This window comes from Paenibacillus sp. FSL R7-0163 (genome assembly GCF_037969975.1).
GTDB classification, from domain to species: Bacteria; Bacillota; Bacilli; order Paenibacillales; family Paenibacillaceae; genus Paenibacillus_AQ; species Paenibacillus_AQ odorifer.
Genome location: NZ_CP150224.1, coordinates 400,646 through 419,245, shown reverse-complemented (window position 1 = coordinate 419,245; position 18,600 = coordinate 400,646). Strand labels below are relative to the sequence as shown.

Sequence of the window (18,600 nt, the reverse complement as noted above, 5' to 3'; positions counted from 1 at the left end):
CACGGAGGGAATGTTCTACCAAGGCGGTGGAATCATTGGGTTCGTTACATTTTTTCCAGACACGACACTACCCGCACGATTTAGCTGCCAGACTCTTACACTCATATAACATAAGACACCAAACAAACTGGCAATCAGCAAAATATGAGCCAAAGCGGCAAATATGTACAATCTTTCATTATCTAGGGTGTAAACCACAGCCGCCCCACTAAACACCTGCATCAAGCATAACAGCACTGCAGCTACACCTAGCGCTCTAAGCTCTGGATAATCCTTATGTTTCCAAAATGCTAAATGCCCAAGCAGCGCAGTAAGCATGAATAAGAGCAAAGCCGCAATCCGATGCGTAAAAACAACACCTACACCTCCGGAAAGCTCCGGAACCCATTCTCCATTACAAAGCGGCCAACCCGAACACCCGCCCTGTGAATCCGTATGACTTACAAAGGCTCCAATATACACGACAATATAAGAATAGATGGCAGTAAGACAAGTTAAATTGCGAAAAGCCTTACTTACGGGCTTCTTTTGAGCCTCCAACGTATGATCATATTCGCGCGATTCATGCCATCTCTTGGTTCCAAGAGCCAACATCATAGCGCTCGAAAAGGCGATCAAAGAAAAACCCATATGCAGCGCCATTACAGCAGCAGATTGGGATTTAATTACTGCAAGCGCTCCCATACCACCTTGAACGATGACGAATAATAAAGTCATAAATGCATAGCCCAGCAAATCGCGCCGAGTACGGGCATAACGCCAAAAAGCAAACATCGAGGCAAGTGAGAATAACCCTGCCAAACCGCTAAACAAGCGATGGGTGTATTCAATCATCGAGCCTATAGTATAAGCCGGAATTAATTTCCCATGACAGAGCGGCCATTCATTTCCGCATTCCAAGCCCGATCCAGTCTTCGTCACTACCGCTCCTCCGAGTACAGCGAGGAACATGATAAGGCAAGTAAGATAACTAAGCCATTTCAACTGATTTGTCGTCAAAAATATCACCCGCAGTTTTTAGTAATGAAGAAGCAGCCAGACTTATATTTCAAAAAACCACCGCTTTTGCACAAACAGGCGAAAGCGGTGGTTCCTTAGGAATTACTTTTGAAGGCTTTGATGCACTTGGACCGCTTTATCAAGGAAATTTTCAATCTCTTCACGGGATTTGCGCAATTTATTAACGAATCTAACCAATTCCCGTCCATCCGAATATGCGACGAAGCTTGGAATACCCATAATATTTTGTTCTTGGCTAACATCGCCCACGGCATCAACATCTACCTCAACCAGTGTAAGGCGGTCTGCATAAGCCTGCTCTACCTCTGGGATAAAAGGATCGATAAATTTGCAATCCGAGCACCAGTCAGCCTTGAAGATGGCCACTGTTAATCGAGGTGATTGAATGGCTACCTGAAATTCAGCAGGAGAACTAATTTTGTCCATGATTTACTCAGTCCCTTCTTCAATATCTGTCTATTTTCTACTCTTTAAGTGAAGCAAAATGCAGGGTAGAAGTCAAACCTATTCTCTCATACGAACACGTGCAGGCTGTAACTTCATCAGCGGATTCAATAATTTTTGCAGCGCCCGCGGATAACTGGAGATTTCCTGTTTAGTCAGCACGCCCAGCACAATAAGCAGTACTAGATAAATAACAACAACTGCGGCTCCCACAACAAGACAAGTGATCAGAAACGCCAAACGTGCCGGCATCAGATCCGTTAACAAAATCCCAGCCTCATTCAAGCCATAACCAATCCCGCCGGACACAAGTACCGCAATCGCGAAACCGCCCCAACGTTTGCCCATAATTTCAAAAGGCACAATCGATTTCAGCATGCGTAAGTTAAGCAAAGTAATGACCACGAAACAAAGTGCTGTTGCACCGATGATTCCGTAGATGCCAAATACCTTACTAAGTAATAAGCTTGCCACTAATTTTACAATAATACCCGCTAACACATAATACATGGAAATTCGCGATTTGCCCATACCTAACAAAATAGAGTTCGTTGTCATCATCGTAATCTGAAAGATCGTTCCTAAAGTAAGCATGGCTACGATACCACTGCCATCTAAACTGGCGAACAATAATCCATTTACAGAATAAGCAGCTGCTACAAGCGCCAATACAATCGGCATCCCTGTCAAAATAGAAATCCGCAGAGCAAGCGTTATCTGCTTTTTCAAATGCCCCTCATCACGGCGGGCATAGGCAGCCGAAATGATCGGAATCAATGAAGTTCCAAGTGCGATAGCTAGAACAGGTGGAATGCCCGCTACACTCTGAGCACGATTGGATAAAATACCTAGCGCTGAAGTGGCACTCTCCCTACCTATCTGATCAATCAATAATCGTACCGTAAGAGAAGTGTCAATTACATTCACAACCGGAATCGTAAGGGAAGATAGCACAATGGGAATAGACAGTGTAAAAATATCCTTGTAGATACCCCAAATCGGTAATTTTTGAGCAGTATCATAATTCAATCCTAATTGCTTGTCCTCACGGCGAAGTTTGACTGCAAAATAAATCATTACGCCAAACGCCGCGATACTACCGATCACGCTACCAAAGGATGCTCCCGCAGCAATTGTAGTGTTGCTATAACCTTGATGTAATAAAATATAAGCCAGCAAAATAGCGGTCAGTACGCGAGCGAATTGCTCCACGATCTGAGAAATCCCACCTGCCATCATATTGTTGCGGCCTTGAAAATATCCACGCATCATCGCTATTGCCGGAAAAAGAAGCAGGGCAGGCGCAATAGCTTTTATCGCCATCGCCGATTCAGGGACATCAGCAATATGAGTTGCATAAAATGGAGCCCCTATGTACAGCAAGACAGTCATAAACACCCCTGCTGCCACTGAAAACAGCAGTGCAGCATGATACACTTGTCTCGCCTCTTCAGGACGATTCAAGGCGTATCGTTCAGAGACCATTTTGCTGAGTGTACTTGGAATCCCAGCGGTGGCTACGGTTAGAAGCATTAAATAGATATTGTTAGAAACTCCGAACGATGCTCTCCCCACACCGTCAAAGATATGGTCCAGCGGCACACGCTGGACAAGCCCGAGTACCCTTGCCACCAAAGCTGCAGCAGCAAGGATAAGCGTGCCTTTAACAAAAGACTCTTTCTTGGACAAACTCTTTCCCCTTCTTCACTGTTAAATTAAAACCGGGCGACCCATATAAAAAAGAGGACGACCATAATTACCTGCAACACGATTTTGACCAAGGTGCTGCTAAATAAGCCGAGTATGGAGCCAACACTTACCTTAGCAGCTTTAGAAGGTGAAGATCCCACCATCAATTCTCCAATAAAAGCCCCTAGAAATGGTCCAATGATAAGACCAAAAGCCGGGATAACAAAAGGTCCCAAGATCAGCCCGATCGTGCTCCCGATAATCGATGAACGTGAGCCGCCAAATTTTTTGACACCCCACGCTCCTACAACATAATCAGCAACAAAAAGAACTACAACAATCAGTGTTTGAATAATCCAGAACCAAACCCCAAAGGGCTCAAAAGAAAAGAACCAGCCGTATACAAAAAAGGCAAGATAGATCGCTAACGCACCCGGCAGTATGGGATATACAGCCCCTGCCAATCCTACAGCAAACAAAACAATGATAAGAATCCAACCCAGGATCGTCAATTCCTTAACCTCCTACTAGCATAATGCTCCATGGATTCACTTCGCAGTACTGCTTTTATTATTTGCTGCCTACAGAGGCTGCAGCTTCGGTAAAGATATACTTTTGGATGACCTCGGCAATCCCGTCTTGATTATTGGTCGCCACCACAACATCAGCCTCTTGTTTAACCGTCTTTTGCGCGTTGCCCATGGCAACCCCAAGTCCAGCCTGCTGGATCGCCGCCAGATCGTTAAGGCTGTCGCCCACAGCTACAACTTGCGACATTTCTATTCCCAGCAGCTTGCAGACTTCCTTTATTCCTGCTGCCTTATTCACGCCTAGAGGATTAATCTCCAGATTGTGCGGAGAAGAGTTCGTAATCTCCAGTCCACCCATATCTTGAAGACGAAGCAACAGCTTATGGCGAAGCTCATCATCTTCAGTGTGATAACCGAACTTAAGCCATTCTCTACCCGTTACATCCCCATCCCAGTTATCCTGTTTGAGAACTTCGTCCAGAGAATAAGCCCAGAACCAGATGTCATCTGCTTTTGCAAGATCATACATTTCTTGTACCAGCTTGGGATCCATTAGCGATCTCCGGTATATTTCATGTGGCGCTCTCCACACCTCACTGCCGTTCACAGTGATCATCGGTGTCTCTAAACCTAGCTGCTCTGCATAGGGTAAGGCACTTACAAATGCCCGGCCTGTCGACAGACAGACATGAACGCCTGCGTTGACCGCCTTTTGAATCCATTCCACCGTTGTGGGTGTAATTATCTGTTCATCATTCAGTAGGGTTCCATCCATATCCAATGCAAGCAGGCGGTATTTGGCAATCATTTGCCACCCCTCCATTCTTGTATGCTCTCTATTGAGAAGCTGTTTATTTTTTTAAATCTTAGCCATAGGGTCAGAGTTACTCGGTACCTGTAGTCTCTCCCTCCTTCGCATTATCATTAGTATTATTGCCAGACTGGAGACTTTTCTTTGGAACTCCATCAAGCCCATATTCCCAATCATAGGCATCAAATATTTTACGTGCGACTGGTGCCGCACTTTGTGAACCAAAGCCACCTTCAGGGATTACAACCGCCACAGCCAACTTAGGATTATTACGTGGAGCATATGCAATAAATACCCCATTATCGCGAATTTCACCCTTAGCTACTTGCTGAGAGGTTCCCGTCTTACGTGCAAAGTCATAAGGGAAATCAGAAAAAGCACTAACTTCACTTCGCATCCCCTGCTTAATTTCATTCCAGTAGGACTTATCGAAGTTTGTTACTTCATCAAGCACCTCACGTTTAAACTCTTTGATTATATTTCCATCTGCGTCAGTAATCTTGCTAACCAGTTGAGGTTTAATCCGCTGTCCTTCATTAGCAAGTGTAGTAACATACTGTGCAAGCTGCATTACTGTATAACTTCCTTGTTGTCCGAAAGAGGCATAGACCAGTGCGGACTGCGCACTACCAGCAGCTTCTATATTGGTATAGTTTCTTTGACCCAAGAATTCATTAGGCAGGTCAATTCCCGTAGATACACCAAGGCCGAACTCTTTCATATAGACATCCCAGATGTCTATCCCCTTGCTTTTATATTTGTCATACAATCTTTTACCGACCATATCGACCATAAATGCATTCGAGGATTTCTCAATGGCTCTAGCAGGATCCAAAGAACCATATACGTGGTTAGAAGAGTTTCTTACCTTCGTTTCATGCCCAGACTTACCAAAAGTCGCAAAACCTTTATCCTGATAATAAGAAGAAGTTGAAAACAACCCTTCATTCAGACCCACGAGTACACTCAAAGGTTTAATCGTTGAACCTAGAAGCAGTACAGATCTTAGTCCGTTCCCTGAGGTTCCCGAAGAAATAGGAGTGATCGTTCCGTTCTGATAATTATCCATAATACTGTTCCAGACATCTGAAGACAAAGAACCTGATGTCCAAACATTCGTATCATAATCAGGCATACTCGCCATAGCGACAATATTACCAGTATCTACTTCCATCGCTACTGCATATCCCGTTAAAGCATTCGGATGCGTTCTGCCTTGTACGGTATTAGAGTGCAACCATTTGAGCTGATCTGTTATCGCCTGTTCTGTCTTCATCTGAACATTCTTATTAATCGTTGTCCAGATGTCATTTCCTTTGACAGGCGGAACGACACGCTCAATTTTCTCCGCCATATTCTGTGGATTGACGGAAATTTCCTGATATCCGTTTTGCCCGCGAAGCTCACGCTGATATTTCAGCTCCAGCCCATCGAATCCAACAAATTCGTCATCCTTATACGTTAGCCCTGGCTCCGGATTGTTTTTCATAGCACTAAGAATGTTTTTATAAATATTAAGACTGTTCGCGGATTTGAAGGGTTTGATATAACCAATCGTCTGTACAGCAACCGTATCTTTATCATAATGACGAATGCTCTCCTCGACAATCTCAAGCCCCGGATATTCTCCTTTATGCTCCATGAAATAAGCTACTTCTTCAGTAGTCAGATCAGCCTTAATTCGCCGTGCCATAAAGCCAAGTGATTTACGAAAATATAAATCCAGCGCATCAATTACATCTTTCTCCGTCATCTTCTCTGCATTTGGATTACCATATTTATTGAAATCAGCTACCAGCTTGGCTGCCAAGGCATCAGACTTGGCCTTAGCCTCTGGGGTCAGCGTTGTTTTACCGGTGACTTTATCTGTTTCCTTAGCCGTATACTCTTTATTGAGCGTGATATACAGCGATTGAACAGGTGTGGAATAAGCTAGCTTCTCACCGCCTGCAGCGTATATAACCCCTCTCATGGAAGCTAACGGTACATTTTTAGTATCTCTACTCGTCTCTACCTCAGTTAAAGTTGGACCTTCCACGAACTGCAGGACAGCTAGCCGTATGATGATTACGCAAAATATAACGAACGTGCTAAAGAAAAACACGTTGAGTCGCAGGCCAATGGAACTTTTGCTGCTGGTCTCGTCAGGAGGTGAGGCCTGCTTACGGAAAAAACTCACAGTTTTTCTCTCCTTTTTCTCTAATTTAAGCTTATTGTTCTTGAACGGGATCTGCCACAGGAGGAATATTCTTCTTTGGAACCCCATCCAGCCCATATTCCCAATCATAAGCATCAAAAATCTTACGGGCAACCGGAGCTGCACTATTGGAGCCAAAGCCGCCCTCCGGAATCACAACCGCTACAGCCAGTTTCGGATTCTCACGTGGAGCAAAGGCAATAAAAACCCCGTTATCACGGTTTATATTTTTTCTATCCGTTTTTTCAGAGGTTCCTGTCTTACGGGCAAAATCATAAGGAAAATCGTCAAAAGCACTAACTTTACTGCTCATTCCCTGTTTGATTTCTCTCCAGAACGATTTATCAAAGGTTACTTTATTAAGCACTTCTTTTTTAAATTCCTTAACCACCTTACCTTGCGCATCCGTAATCTTACTTACAAGCTGTGGTTTAATTCGCACACCTTCATTTGCAAGTGTAGTAGCATACTGGGCAAGCTGTAATGTAGTATAACTGCCTTGCTGGCCAAAAGATGCGTAGACGAGCGCGGCCTGCGAGCTCCCTGCAGCCTTGAAATCTGTATAGTTAATCTGACCTGGTGATTCACCGGGAAGACCACTTTGTGTTGACACACCCAGTCCGAACTTTTTCATATATTGGTCCCAAACCTCTACGCCTTTATCTCCCAGGTATTTCTTATAAAGTTGCTTTCCGACCATATCCACCATAAATACGTTAGAGGATTGCTTGATAGCATCAGCCGGATACAGTTTTCCATAGACATGACCTGATGAATTTCTAACCGATGATTTATCATCCTTACCGAAATATGTAATCCCCACATCTGGATAAGTGCTCGAGGTGCTAAAAAACCCTTCATTTAAACCAATTAATACACTTAACGGTTTGATGGTCGATCCCATGAATACAAGAGAGCTAAAATCATGACCCGATCTCCCGGAAGAATTCGAGGTAATAGTACCATTCAGATGATTGTTCATAATTTTATTCCAGACGGATGTAGGCAACGAGTCCTTTGTCCATACATTCGAATCGTAATCCGGCATACTCGCCATAGCGACAACATTACCAGTCTCTACTTCCATTGCTACTGCATAACCTGTTAAAGCATCAGGATGAGTTTCGCCTTGAACAGCATTGGTGTGCAGCCATTTAATCTGATCCAATATGGCCTGTTCAGTCTTCATCTGAACATTCTTATTAATAGTCATCCAAATGTTATTGCCTTTTACAGGGGGAACGGTCTGTTCTACCTTCTCCGCCATATTTTGAGGAGTGACCGAAATGACCTGATAACCATTTTCTCCGCGCAGTTCGCGTTGATACTGCATTTCCAGACCATCAAATCCTACATATTCTTCCGTTTTATACATAAGTCCCGGTGAAGAATTGTCTTTCATTGCACTACGAATATTTTTGTACATCGCTATGTCTTCGGTTGATTTAAAAGGTTTGCCAAAACCCACCGTCTGCACAGCTACCGTATCTTTATCGTAGTGGCGTACACTTTCTTCCACAATGGTAATACCTGGATATTCATCCTTGTGTTCCATGAAATAAGCTATTTCTTCTGAAGTTAGCCCTGCTTTTATACGACGCGGTACATAACCCAGATACTTTTTAAAGTCCAGATCAAGTAAATCCAGCACGTCCTGCTGCGTTAACTTGGGGGCATCTGCACTTCCATATTTCTCAAACTCCGCTACTAATCTTGCTGCAAGGTCATTAGACTTATTTTTCGCTTTTTCCGTTAGTGAGGTTTCACCCGTTACTTTATCGGTAGTTTTAGCTGTATATTCCTTATTTAGGGTAAGATAGAGCGACTCAACAGGTGTAGAATAGGCTATCTGCTCACCCCCGGCAGCAAAAATAATCCCTCGCATGGCTGCCAGCGGAACAAACTTCGTATCCCGTTTAATCTCTTCTTCTGTCAGCAAAGCTCCCTCAGTAAACTGCAAACCTGCAAGACGCACAATAATGATACAAAAAATAAAAAAAGTGCCAAAGAAAAACAGATTCAATCTCAGACCTACAGAATGTTTCGAAGATTTCCCGTCCGCAGGCGGGAGCTGCTTCCCAAAGCTCACCAGCTTTCTTCCCTTCTATATAAAAATAATGTCTGAATTGCCTTAGCCAGCGACATTGCTCTTATAATGAAGGTGATTTCTAAGAAGCTGATTGTGAGCATTGCACTCGCATTTATGTTAGAGCAGTTGGTATGAGTTTATTGTACCACACGGAAGGAGTGCAGCGCCCTCACTCAGAGTGCGTTCTCCCTAATATGCGTATCGTCAAAATCCTTCGGATTAAACCAATCTCCGCTGCTCGCCCAAGTGGGATCCAATGGAATCCAAGCTTGCCGGTCACTTATATAAACTTCATTCCAGGCATGTGCGCCATACCCGCCTCGACCATCATAGCCTTGCCCCGTTACAACGCGCACCTGTAACCCTTGAGAGCGGGCCATAACAGCGTAAAGACGGGCATAATCAATACATACCCCTATGCGTGTGTCGAAGGTATCCTGCGGGGTCTGTTCATGCCAAATTCTATTTTTTTCATAATTTTCCGCTTTGGCGTAATCATAAGTTACTCGTGTTCCTACCCAATCATACAGTAGTCTGGCTTTCTTCTCGTCTCCTTGCGCTTGTCCAATAATATCTTCAGCAGCTCCCACAATATCTTGTGGAATGTCATGATCGATAACTTCATATTTTCTGCGCAGAATATCATTCATCTCAGCTGCAACGGTCTTCGTCAGAATAGGCAGCTTTTTCTGCACTGTCTCCCCAACAAAGGGTTCAAATACAGCGGCAGCGCTTTGACTGTAGATCGGAGAAGATTCCACATATCGGCTAAATTGACTTTCTGGATTTAGGCCAACACAAATGAAGAGAGCGAGCACAATAATTAAACCACGAGTCAAGCCTATAATTAATCCTATGATAGCTCCACCCATACGGCTTACTTGCGTAATCTTTCTGTCCTTAAATGTCTTGGTGCGCCGTAGCTGGTGGAATGGAAGCAGCATAGACAACAATCCCAGAAGCATGCGAATTAAGATATAAGAGAGCAATAACAACAATAGAAACCGCACCAGCGGCGATTCCGCCAGCACAGACACAGCCGTATAATAAATTTGCTGCCACTGGGTCAGCTGTTTATCAGGCAGACTTATTCCTGCTGCCCAAGTCTGAACATGAGGATTGAGATACGCCGCAGCAGGAATGGCCAGCACCAAAGAAGCTATTGTAAACAGTCCTGTTCCCAGCAGACCGAATAATCTTCCGGTAGCACTTGAGAACCCTCTGCTCCAGCCTTGCAATAGTGAAAAGACTACTACCAGCAGGAGGGCGATGGAGATGATATTTGCATCACTCAGACTAGTCAACCAACCGTTTATCATATCCAATCTCCCCTTTCAGCCGCCCGCTTGCTTGTTTTTGATAATCATTTAAACTGAGGCCGTTTATTGATGTTTCCGAGCTTCCTCGATAAATGTTTGTGTGGTATCTGTAATACTCCACTTCCCAAGACTAACTCCGCGGAAAGTAACCTCTACCTTATCTTCACCAGTAGTACCTTTCACTTCAATATTCGGAGTTGTGATCGTAAATGTTCCGTCACCATTTGAAGTGTACTTCGCATCCTGCGCCTCTTTAAGCATGACCTCTTGTGCTTCCTTCTTCAGCGTGCTTACCGTTCCATCTGCCACCTTATTCACAGCGTTACCAATTTGGTCCATTGTCACACCACTATAGATGAATAGACCTACAACGATAATAATGACAATCGCCCATTTCAACATCGTTTTGACCAAATTAACAACCGCGAACAACAGAACAAGCGCAATAACAATAACTAACCAATTCTCTCTAATAAACTGTGACCACACCTCTGGATCCATCAACCTCACAACACCCCTATCGCCTAGTTTCGTCCTAAGGATTATCTCCTCCATAGACATGACGCCAATATTAATTATTATACATGAATGCCCATCATAATTCATGGTTCCACAGCCAGAGAAAGGTATACCTGCTTACAGGAATTAAAAAAGCGGTATAAGCCCTCTCTGTCCCACGTAAAGTACAAGTAGTTGCTTAAATTTGATCTTCTTAAAATACGCCTTCCTGCATTAACCTTTATTGTAGGTGGCTCTCGGAGGTGTTTCCCTGTGAAAACTGCGCTATGGCTGTACCTGTTTCTTTTTCTGGCGTTTTTTGATTTACATGCACAGTATCCTATTCTAACGCCCTTTGCCATCTCTCTTGGTGCGGGACCCGCCTTTATTGGCTGGATGATGGGCATGTATTCGTTGACCCATCTTCCTGGCAATTTGCTCGCAGGCGTACTCGTCGATCGTAATGGCAGCCGCCGCTACATCGTCTTTAGCCTTGTTACTGCGGGAGCCATTCTATTGCTGCAGGCTCACGCTCAGCTTCCGTGGCATTTGCTGATGCTACGAGCAGCAAGCGGGTTCGCGCTCGCCTTCCTCTCTCCGGCGTGCATGACCTTGCTGGCTTCATTATCATCTGATGCCACTGAGCAGGGGAAATATATGTCCGGACATGGTATCGTTCATACCTTAGCTTCAGTGGTATCCCCAGCAGCGGGTGCCTTTATCGTAGCTAAAGCTGGCTATTCCGGCACCTTCACCACATTGGGATGGCTGCTTATCGCTACAGGAATCATGGCTTTTTTCAGTGTACCGGCGCCTGCCCGGCGTTTAGTACGCCCTGTAAACTCAGCAGCACCTCCTTTAAAAAATCAGGATCTTCCTTCGGTCCCTATATCCGATCCCAATCCAGTTTCCAAACGTTATTATCTGCTGCCTTTTTTCGTTTCTTGTTCACAAGGGGTTCTGTTCTTTGAGCTTCCTCTATCTCAGACCGGAAGTAATAGCATTGTTTCCACAGGTATTCTTTTATCGCTCCTTAGCTTAGGGGCTTTGGTAACACTCAGTTTGTTCTTCCTGAACCGCTTTTCCCCAGGAGGAAGAATAGCCGTGGCCTTGCTAGGAATGGCCCTTTGTTTTTTTGCGCTCGCCTCACTTCACAGCATTCCCGCTTCCGTTATTCTCTTTATGCTGGGTGCAGCCAAAGGAATATTATTTCCTGCAATGGCTTCGCTCTTTATTAGTCTAGGTGGACCAGGACGTATGGGACGCACCTTCTCCATGCAGTCGATAGCCATGTCACTAGGTGCATTCGCAGGGCCTGTGGCCGCAGGACAACTAAGAGACGTTGTTTCGCCTTATTTCATTGCCTTTCTATTGCTGATGGTTGCACTATTACTGCTTCCGCCAAAAAATTCAGCCAAGCTGTCCACCTACTCTTCCAAATGGAATGGGCGGGCCGCATGATTTATTGTTTTTACGACATTTCCCGGGGAATGAAGATTTTCCTGTAGAAACAGTTGTTAAAACTGCTCCTCCTTCGGTAAACTATAATGAGTCTGAAAGTTCAGGCTTCATTTCCGGAGGTGATTGTCAGCAAATGTCCATTACGATTATTGTCGAAGGTAAAAACGATCGCAGCAGATTACGACGCGTGCTGGTACCGGAAGTCGAAATCCTCTGTACCTTTGGTACATTAAATACGCTCAAACTCGAGTCCCTGCGACAAAAAGTAGGAGATGGAGAAGTATATCTTTATATGGATAACGACAGTTCAGGCAAAAAAATACGCGGGATTCTCCGCGATGCCTTTCCCGATGCTGGTCACATCTATACGCGCCGGGGTTATGCCGGAGTGGAGGGCACTCCAGATGAATACAATATTAATCAGCTTGAAAAAGCGGGTCTGGAAGAGTTCATCATTTACCCTGAACCCATCCCTTTTTGATTCGCGATATATTGCCTAAGAAATTAAAAACGCCTTTTTCGTTATCCCTTCAATAAACGGGATTCGAAAAAGGCGTTTCTGTTATGCGGTTATGTTCTATTCACGAGCCAATTCATTCAGCCTATCGGCAAGAAATTCAGGCGTTACGTTATCCGTATCTCCTGCGTCATACAATGCACGGAGACGATTGTCCCGATCAACCAATGCTATGCGATTCGCATGTACGAAATTTTCTTTACTATTCCCTGCAATTAGTACTTTAAAAGAATCAGTTGCCAGTTTACGAATCACTTCCTGATCCCCCCGTAAGAAGTACCAACCCTTATAATCTGCCTGGAAACGGTCCGCAAAGGTCTTAATGGCTTCACGTGTATCATTCCCTGGATCAAAAGAAATGGAGACGAACGCCGTATCTTTTCCAAAGCTGCCCTCGTCGACCAGAATCTTCTGTGTCTGGGATAACAGGAACGTAGTTATAGGACATACATCCGGACATTGCGTGAAAAAAAAGTATACCAGCCGTGCCTTACCTTGTGTATCAGCCAGAGTAATCTGGTCTCCATCCACATTTTCAAGTGAAAAGTCCTGCACTTCTCCGATTACCGGCAGTTTTTCTTTTCCTAAATTCAAAGAATTAACTGCCAGATAACCAGCCATTACCAAAGCAAGCAATAGTAGAATCCAGGTCCATTTATAACGCTTAAAGGTCTGCACGGACAATAATACCCTCCCTCTTCTTAACCGTGAATCGTATTTAATACAAGTACGATCAAACTTACCGTTAGGTAGTTAATGGAGAAGAGGAAGTTCTTCTTCGCCCAGACTTCGTCATCTTTTGCTGCAAAGCCCATCAAGGTTATGATTAACCAAGCCAGGGACAGCGCTGTTGAAATCACCAGATAAAAAATGCCTGCATAATCGTAGGCGTACATTAACACTGGAATAGGCAGTAACAGTGCTACATAAGGAATCATTTGAAACTTCGTACGACGTGTTCCTTTGACTACAGGCAGCAGTGGGAAACCTGCGGCTCTATATTCTTCTTTACGTCTAATCCCGAGCGCCCAGAAATGGGGAGGTTGCCACAGAAACAACATCGCAAACATCAGCCAAGCCCCTAGATCAACTGTTCCCGTAACTGCAACGTAGCCAATTACCGGTGGCATAGCTCCAGAGATCGCACCTACTGAAGTGCTCCATGTTGATGTCCGTTTCAACCAAAGGGTGTATACTACAACGTAAACGAACATCCCTACAATCCCGAACAGACCGGCTAAAACTCCGGAAAAAGCAAACAGCACAATCAAACCCGCAATCCCAAGCCCAATAGCATACAGCAATACGGTTTTGGGTTTCAATCGTCCTGTAGGAAGCCCACGATCGCGCGTTCTTTCCATCTTCATATCCAGATCACGGTCGAAATAGTTATTAAAAACACAGGCCGAAGCCATAACCAGCATTGTACCGAGCAGAGTCAGAACTAATCTGCCGTATTGAACATCCCAACCTGAAGCCAGCCAATATCCTGCAAAGGCAGCGATGAGGTTAGATCGGATAATACCGGGTTTTGTTACGGTAATGAAATCACGCCAACTTGCACCTTCCGGTGGAGATTTTGCAGACATAGCTGCAGAATCGGAAGAAGCTTGAAATGTTATATGATTATCCACACCAAATGATCCTCCTTCTAAACAAACTTCTAACGTTCTAGCCGAAGCACTAAATAGACTTCGCTGTTAACTTTATCATATCAAACCCGAGGAGACTTTGACAGTCATGGCACAGTATGTTCATGAATTTGACAATTACGTGACAATATTTATTTTCAGCCCCTTAATAACCTAAGCCGTATTTGGGTAATTATTAATAATGTACTTCCGAACAACAAAGGAGAACTGACCAATGGACACCGCTACACATTTAGTTATGGGCATAGGGTTAGCCGGACTTTCTTTCGTCGATCCCGTCGTTGCTTCTGACCCTAAACTGGCCGGGGCCGTTATGCTGGCAACGATTTTAGGCTCACAGGCTCCTGATGCCGATACCGCATTACGACTAAAGGACAATGCAATATATATTCGTAATCACCGTGGAATCACACACTCCTTGCCTTTTCTAATTTTGTGGCCCGCTCTGATTGCCCTAGTCTTAGGGCCTCTGTTTGGGTTTACTGATTTGGCAGCTTTAAGCCATGTTGCACTCTGGGGTTTCATAGGTGTAGGCGTGCACGTCTTCTCTGATCTGTTTAACACCTATGGAACTCAGGCGGCCCGTCCATTCACTGAGAAATGGATCGCCTGGAATATCATCCACATTTTCGATCCATTTATTTTTGGCAGCCATATCGCAGCTATTCTGCTCTGGATCACTGGGATTGTTCCGCCTAAACCTTTATTTATTACGCTTTATGCCTGTACCATTCTTTATTATATCTGGAGAACGATTGTTCATGCCCGCCTTACACGAAACATCAAGCTTAAAGATATACACCATACTGCTGGCGAACGTTATATTGTAATCCCTACAATTTCACTTAAACGCTGGAACGTAGTTAAAGTGAAAAAAGACGGCAGTTATGACGTTGGGCAGCTACTGAACAACCGTCTGGAATGGTTCAAACATGCGGTCTGCTCGAATCATCCCGCTGTGGAAATATCCAAGTCGCATCCAGATATTCAGTCCTTTTTATATTTCACCTCTTATGCGGTGGCCGAAGTGGAGGAGCTTCCTTCAGGATATATGGTGCGCTGGGGAGACGTTCGTTATTTACACCGCAAACAATACCCTTTTGTGGCTGTATTAGTTATGGATAACCAATATAAACCTTTAAATACTTATGTAGGCTGGCTTAGCAGCGATAAGCTCGACAAACGATTTTCCATCGACCCTGGTTCTTTACGATGAAACTGTAGACTTACTGAGAGAACTATTCTATAATCACAAAAAATCCCGGAGTATTTATAATACTCCGGGATTCATTTTAGCAGACACGGAAAGGAAGGCTCTTAATGGGTAAAGGACTCTCACTTTGGTTCGCTTGTTCTTCTATTCTTATTCTCACTGCCGCTTCAATCGCGATCAGCTATAGCTTCTGGCTAGCACTTCTGCTTGGTTTTCTCTGCGTATTGAATATTGGCTGGGGATTTATCCTCAAAGCCAGAATTAGACGCAAACAGGAAAGTTTAAGCTCTGATTAGATTAACGAGCTGGCAGAAAGCCCATCCGCTCTTTTACGCCATTCAATGTCTCAGCTGCAACAATACGTGCGCGTTCAGCACCTTCGGCAAGAATATCAGTGATCGCACCTGAACTGCGAATTTCATGATATCTTTGTTGCAAAGGCTCAAGTGTGGACACAACCACTTCCCCAAGATCCTTCTTAAAGCCACCATACATTTGTCCCTCATAACGATCGGCAATTTGCTGGAGGGACATTCCAGAACATTCCGAGTAAATACTCATCAAGTTACTAATCTCTGGCTTATTAGCCGGATCAAAGATAACTTCACGTCCAGAATCAGTCGTTGCGCGGCTGATTTTTTTACGGATCACATCCGGCGAATCCAACAGGGCAATATAGCTGCCTGCATTTGGGCTGCTCTTGCTCATTTTTTTAGTGCCATCATCCAGAGACATAATGCGTGCGCCCACTTCAGGGATATACGGTTCAGGAATCGTAAAGAATTCGCCAAAACGGTTATTAAATCGGCCAGCTAAATCACGGGTCAACTCCAAGTGCTGCTTCTGATCTTCACCTACTGGCACAAGATCCGCATTATAAACAAGAATATCTGCTGCCATTAAAGAAGGATATACGAATAGGCCCGCGCCAACCGAATCCTTACCTGATGATTTATCTTTGAACTGTGTCATACGCTCAAGCTCGCCCATTGCCGTTAGCGTAGTCATGATCCAACCCAATTCCGCATGCTGAGGCACATGGGACTGCATATATACATTCGAACGCACAGGATCAATTCCTGCCGCGATAAAGAGTGCAGCTACAGCTTCAGACTGCTCACGCAGTGCCGCAGGATCTTGAGCAACGGTGATCGCATGCATATCGACAACCATAAAGAAACATTGATGATCGTCTTGCAGCTTCACAAAATTTTTCAGCGCTCCGATATAGTTACCCAAAGTTAGAGAACCGCTCGGTTGTATGCCTGACATTACTTTTTTCAACATAATATAGACCTCCGTTAGATGTGATTTCCAATTTCCGAGAACGCAAAAAAAGCCTCATCCGCAAGGGACGTGAGACCGTGGTGCCACCCTTATTCGCTGCTAAACCTTTGTATAGTCAAAAGGAAACAGCCTTAGTCTTCCGTTAACGGGGAAGATCCGGCCGGTCTACTAGGGTATCTTGCTCCCGTTCAAGCGCGGCGCTCAGGGGTCCATTCATCAAGAGTGTCCTACCGGTTCGCATCAACCACCGGCTTTCTGAAGGTACATTTCCTGCCTACTTGTCCCCGTCATCACATTCTCATCATAATTTAATGCCTTCATCATAGAACCATAAAGAGAAGTTGTCAAATCACTTAACCACTTCCGTATAAATCTGTTATGATAAGGTTATCCATGTTCTATTCGATTACAGTTACGATAAAGGAGCATATCTCATGAAACAGGTGACCAAAGGGCAGTGGGGCGGTTATGATACTTATATTTTGCACAGCCGCGAACTGGAAGTCACGCTTTTGCCGCGACTAGGAAACAACGTGATTTCATTGTTTGATGTAAAGGAACAACGGGAAATTCTGCGGCGGCCTGATGAAAGCGATCAAGCTTTCTTTATGCAAAAACCTTACCATTTTGGCATCCCGCTCTTAATTCCACCCGGAAGAATTCGTAAAGGAAAATTTCAATTCGAGGGTACAAGTTATCAATTTGACCAGAATACCGCTGGTGACAATCATATCCATGGTCTACACCGGACTCAATCCTGGTGTGTCAGCGATATTGAAGAAGACGAGGACGGTTGTGCAGTCACTACTGAATTCCTTACTGAAGATGATCCACACTGGATGGAGCAATTTCCCATTCCACTCAAATTCGAAATGACATTCAGGCTTCAGGATGCCCGGCTCAGCCAGACTTTAAAGGTTACAAATCTCGGCGATCATCGTATTCCCTTTGGGATCGGTTATCACACCTGGTTTATGATCGATGGAGAACCTGAACGCTGGAATCTCAAATTGCCCGTAAACAGCATTTATGAACTAAACGATGAATTGCTCCCTAGCGGCAATCTAATTCCACTCGGTGATCTAGATTCTCTAAATTCTGGAATTAACCTACAGGGAACTAATTTTGATACCGCTCTGCGTATTGGTGACAAGCAGCCCGTAGAAGCATTGTTATTACGCGATGATGGTTATGGTCTTCGTTATACGGCCGACGAGAATCTTTTTCGCCACTGGGTCCTGTATACCAAAGGACCAGCCGATCAATTTCTGTGCATCGAACCTTATACCTGGCTCCCGGATGCTCCTAACGTTTCCGACGATCCTTCCTTCACTGGCTTGCTGAAGGTAGAACCAGGTCAAAGCCTTGAGCTGTCCACTATGCTGGAAATGATCTATCCCGAGAATTAAAGCAGATATACATTATATCGGTCTTCCCTTGCGTTTACGTAAGAGAAGGCCGATTTTTTGTGCGAGCTTAGTTATTTAGGCTTTCCTACCCTTACTTTTAATCGACTAATAATTACCATCCTTAAAACCTTTCGATAGCATGCATGAATTAGCCTCTTAGCGCTCATACTATCTTCACAACGGGCGAAGGAGGTGACACACATGGGTCAAGCAGGTCAAGGTCGTAGCAGCCGTTCCAATAACCTTGTAGTTCCTCAAGCAAATGCAGCGTTGCAACAATTGAAATATGAAGCAGCACAAGAGCTTGGAGTAACGATCCCAGCTGACGGTTATTACGGGAACTACACTTCCCGCGAAACTGGTTCTTTGGGAGGTTACATCACTAAACGTCTAGTACAACTGGCAGAACAACAACTGTCCGGTCGTCAGTAACATCGTTATCTTAAGTGTTTTATCCGGCTGAG

General features: G+C 44.5%; 18 protein-coding genes and 1 other annotated feature. Of the genes, 6 read left to right on the top strand and 12 right to left on the bottom strand.

All coding sequences use genetic code 11. The annotated features are described in order from the left end of the window. Positions 1 to 15: 15 nt before the first annotated feature. From NST45_RS01780 to NST45_RS01740, 9 genes are all read right to left on the bottom strand, one after another. Positions 16 to 999, bottom strand: coding sequence for a COX15/CtaA family protein (locus NST45_RS01780; RefSeq protein ID WP_038573187.1), 984 nt, complete (start codon positions 997 to 999; stop codon positions 16 to 18). A 102-nt stretch (positions 1,000 to 1,101) separates the two neighbouring features. Beyond that, entirely contained in the window at positions 1,102 to 1,446 is a 345-nt protein-coding gene (locus NST45_RS01775) for a thioredoxin family protein (protein WP_036685265.1), read from the bottom strand. Positions 1,447 to 1,524: 78 nt separating this feature from the next. Continuing rightward, positions 1,525 to 3,153 carry a polysaccharide biosynthesis protein gene (locus tag NST45_RS01770; protein WP_036685266.1) on the bottom strand — a complete coding sequence of 543 codons (1,629 nt, stop codon included), beginning with the start codon at positions 3,151 to 3,153 and terminating at the stop codon, positions 1,525 to 1,527. Between the two features lie 26 nt (positions 3,154 to 3,179). Next, positions 3,180 to 3,665, bottom strand: coding sequence for a DUF456 family protein (locus NST45_RS01765; protein WP_036685268.1), 486 nt, complete (start codon positions 3,663 to 3,665; stop codon positions 3,180 to 3,182). 58 nt (positions 3,666 to 3,723) lie between these two features. After that, positions 3,724 to 4,491: a Cof-type HAD-IIB family hydrolase gene (locus NST45_RS01760; RefSeq protein WP_036685270.1), complete on the bottom strand. Its 768-nt coding sequence runs from the start codon at positions 4,489 to 4,491 to the stop codon at positions 3,724 to 3,726. 76 nt (positions 4,492 to 4,567) lie between these two features. Continuing rightward, positions 4,568 to 6,673 (bottom strand): penicillin-binding transpeptidase domain-containing protein, encoded by a 2,106-nt coding sequence (locus tag NST45_RS01755; protein WP_339824677.1) that lies wholly within the window; start codon positions 6,671 to 6,673, stop codon positions 4,568 to 4,570. Positions 6,674 to 6,704: 31 nt separating this feature from the next. Beyond that, positions 6,705 to 8,780, bottom strand: coding sequence for a penicillin-binding protein 2 (locus NST45_RS01750; protein WP_256715499.1), 2,076 nt, complete (start codon positions 8,778 to 8,780; stop codon positions 6,705 to 6,707). Between the two features lie 173 nt (positions 8,781 to 8,953). Next, entirely contained in the window at positions 8,954 to 10,099 is a 1,146-nt protein-coding gene (locus tag NST45_RS01745) for a transglutaminase-like domain-containing protein (RefSeq protein ID WP_036685274.1), read from the bottom strand. Positions 10,100 to 10,162: 63 nt separating this feature from the next. Continuing rightward, complete coding sequence (locus NST45_RS01740) at positions 10,163 to 10,600, bottom strand: hypothetical protein (RefSeq protein ID WP_036685280.1); 438 nt, start codon at positions 10,598 to 10,600, stop codon at positions 10,163 to 10,165. 270 nt (positions 10,601 to 10,870) lie between these two features. Between NST45_RS01740 and NST45_RS01735 the strand changes: the two genes are divergently transcribed. After that, positions 10,871 to 12,058 (top strand): MFS transporter, encoded by a 1,188-nt coding sequence (locus NST45_RS01735; protein ID WP_038573195.1) that lies wholly within the window; start codon positions 10,871 to 10,873, stop codon positions 12,056 to 12,058. Positions 12,059 to 12,191: 133 nt separating this feature from the next. Next, on the top strand, positions 12,192 to 12,539 hold the full coding sequence (locus tag NST45_RS01730) for a DNA primase (protein WP_036685586.1): 348 nt from the start codon (positions 12,192 to 12,194) through the stop codon (positions 12,537 to 12,539). Positions 12,540 to 12,635: 96 nt separating this feature from the next. Here the strand turns inward: NST45_RS01730 and NST45_RS01725 are convergent, their stop codons facing one another. Both NST45_RS01725 and cyoE read right to left on the bottom strand, forming a co-directional pair. After that, the gene (locus NST45_RS01725; RefSeq protein WP_038574827.1) at positions 12,636 to 13,253 is read right to left on the bottom strand and encodes an SCO family protein; all 618 of its coding nucleotides are present in this window, start codon (positions 13,251 to 13,253) and stop codon (positions 12,636 to 12,638) included. Positions 13,254 to 13,276: 23 nt separating this feature from the next. Then, on the bottom strand, positions 13,277 to 14,209 hold the full coding sequence (cyoE, locus tag NST45_RS01720) for a heme o synthase (RefSeq protein WP_036685285.1): 933 nt from the start codon (positions 14,207 to 14,209) through the stop codon (positions 13,277 to 13,279). Positions 14,210 to 14,441: 232 nt separating this feature from the next. Between cyoE and NST45_RS01715 the strand changes: the two genes are divergently transcribed. Together NST45_RS01715 and NST45_RS01710 are read left to right on the top strand one after the other, a co-directional pair. Continuing rightward, on the top strand, positions 14,442 to 15,443 hold the full coding sequence (locus NST45_RS01715; RefSeq protein WP_076105306.1) for a metal-dependent hydrolase: 1,002 nt from the start codon (positions 14,442 to 14,444) through the stop codon (positions 15,441 to 15,443). Between the two features lie 104 nt (positions 15,444 to 15,547). Next, entirely contained in the window at positions 15,548 to 15,736 is a 189-nt protein-coding gene (locus NST45_RS01710) for a hypothetical protein (RefSeq protein ID WP_038573198.1), read from the top strand. Between the two features lies 1 nt (position 15,737). Here NST45_RS01710 and trpS read toward each other — a convergent pair whose 3' ends face one another. Beyond that, on the bottom strand, positions 15,738 to 16,724 hold the full coding sequence (gene trpS, locus NST45_RS01705) for a tryptophan--tRNA ligase (protein WP_036685592.1): 987 nt from the start codon (positions 16,722 to 16,724) through the stop codon (positions 15,738 to 15,740). A gap of 63 nt (positions 16,725 to 16,787) precedes the next feature. After that, positions 16,788 to 17,027, bottom strand: a binding site (T-box leader). A gap of 134 nt (positions 17,028 to 17,161) precedes the next feature. Here trpS and NST45_RS01700 point away from each other — a divergent pair. Then, positions 17,162 to 18,136, top strand: coding sequence for an aldose 1-epimerase (locus NST45_RS01700; RefSeq protein ID WP_038573199.1), 975 nt, complete (start codon positions 17,162 to 17,164; stop codon positions 18,134 to 18,136). Between the two features lie 201 nt (positions 18,137 to 18,337). After that, on the top strand, positions 18,338 to 18,568 hold the full coding sequence (locus NST45_RS01695; protein WP_036685295.1) for an alpha/beta-type small acid-soluble spore protein: 231 nt from the start codon (positions 18,338 to 18,340) through the stop codon (positions 18,566 to 18,568). Positions 18,569 to 18,600: the final 32 nt, after the last annotated feature.

Coding starts and splice junctions, on each gene's coding strand:
- NST45_RS01775 (WP_036685265.1), bottom strand. CDS start 1,446: ATGGACAAAATTAGTTCTCCTGCTGAATTTCAGGTAGCCATTCAATCA.
- NST45_RS01760 (WP_036685270.1), bottom strand. CDS start 4,491: ATGATTGCCAAATACCGCCTGCTTGCATTGGATATGGATGGAACCCTA.
- NST45_RS01745 (WP_036685274.1), bottom strand. CDS start 10,099: ATGATAAACGGTTGGTTGACTAGTCTGAGTGATGCAAATATCATCTCC.
- NST45_RS01740 (WP_036685280.1), bottom strand. CDS start 10,600: ATGGATCCAGAGGTGTGGTCACAGTTTATTAGAGAGAATTGGTTAGTT.
- NST45_RS01730 (WP_036685586.1), top strand. CDS start 12,192: ATGTCCATTACGATTATTGTCGAAGGTAAAAACGATCGCAGCAGATTA.
- NST45_RS01715 (WP_076105306.1), top strand. CDS start 14,442: ATGGACACCGCTACACATTTAGTTATGGGCATAGGGTTAGCCGGACTT.
- NST45_RS01710 (WP_038573198.1), top strand. CDS start 15,548: ATGGGTAAAGGACTCTCACTTTGGTTCGCTTGTTCTTCTATTCTTATT.
- NST45_RS01700 (WP_038573199.1), top strand. CDS start 17,162: ATGAAACAGGTGACCAAAGGGCAGTGGGGCGGTTATGATACTTATATT.
- NST45_RS01695 (WP_036685295.1), top strand. CDS start 18,338: ATGGGTCAAGCAGGTCAAGGTCGTAGCAGCCGTTCCAATAACCTTGTA.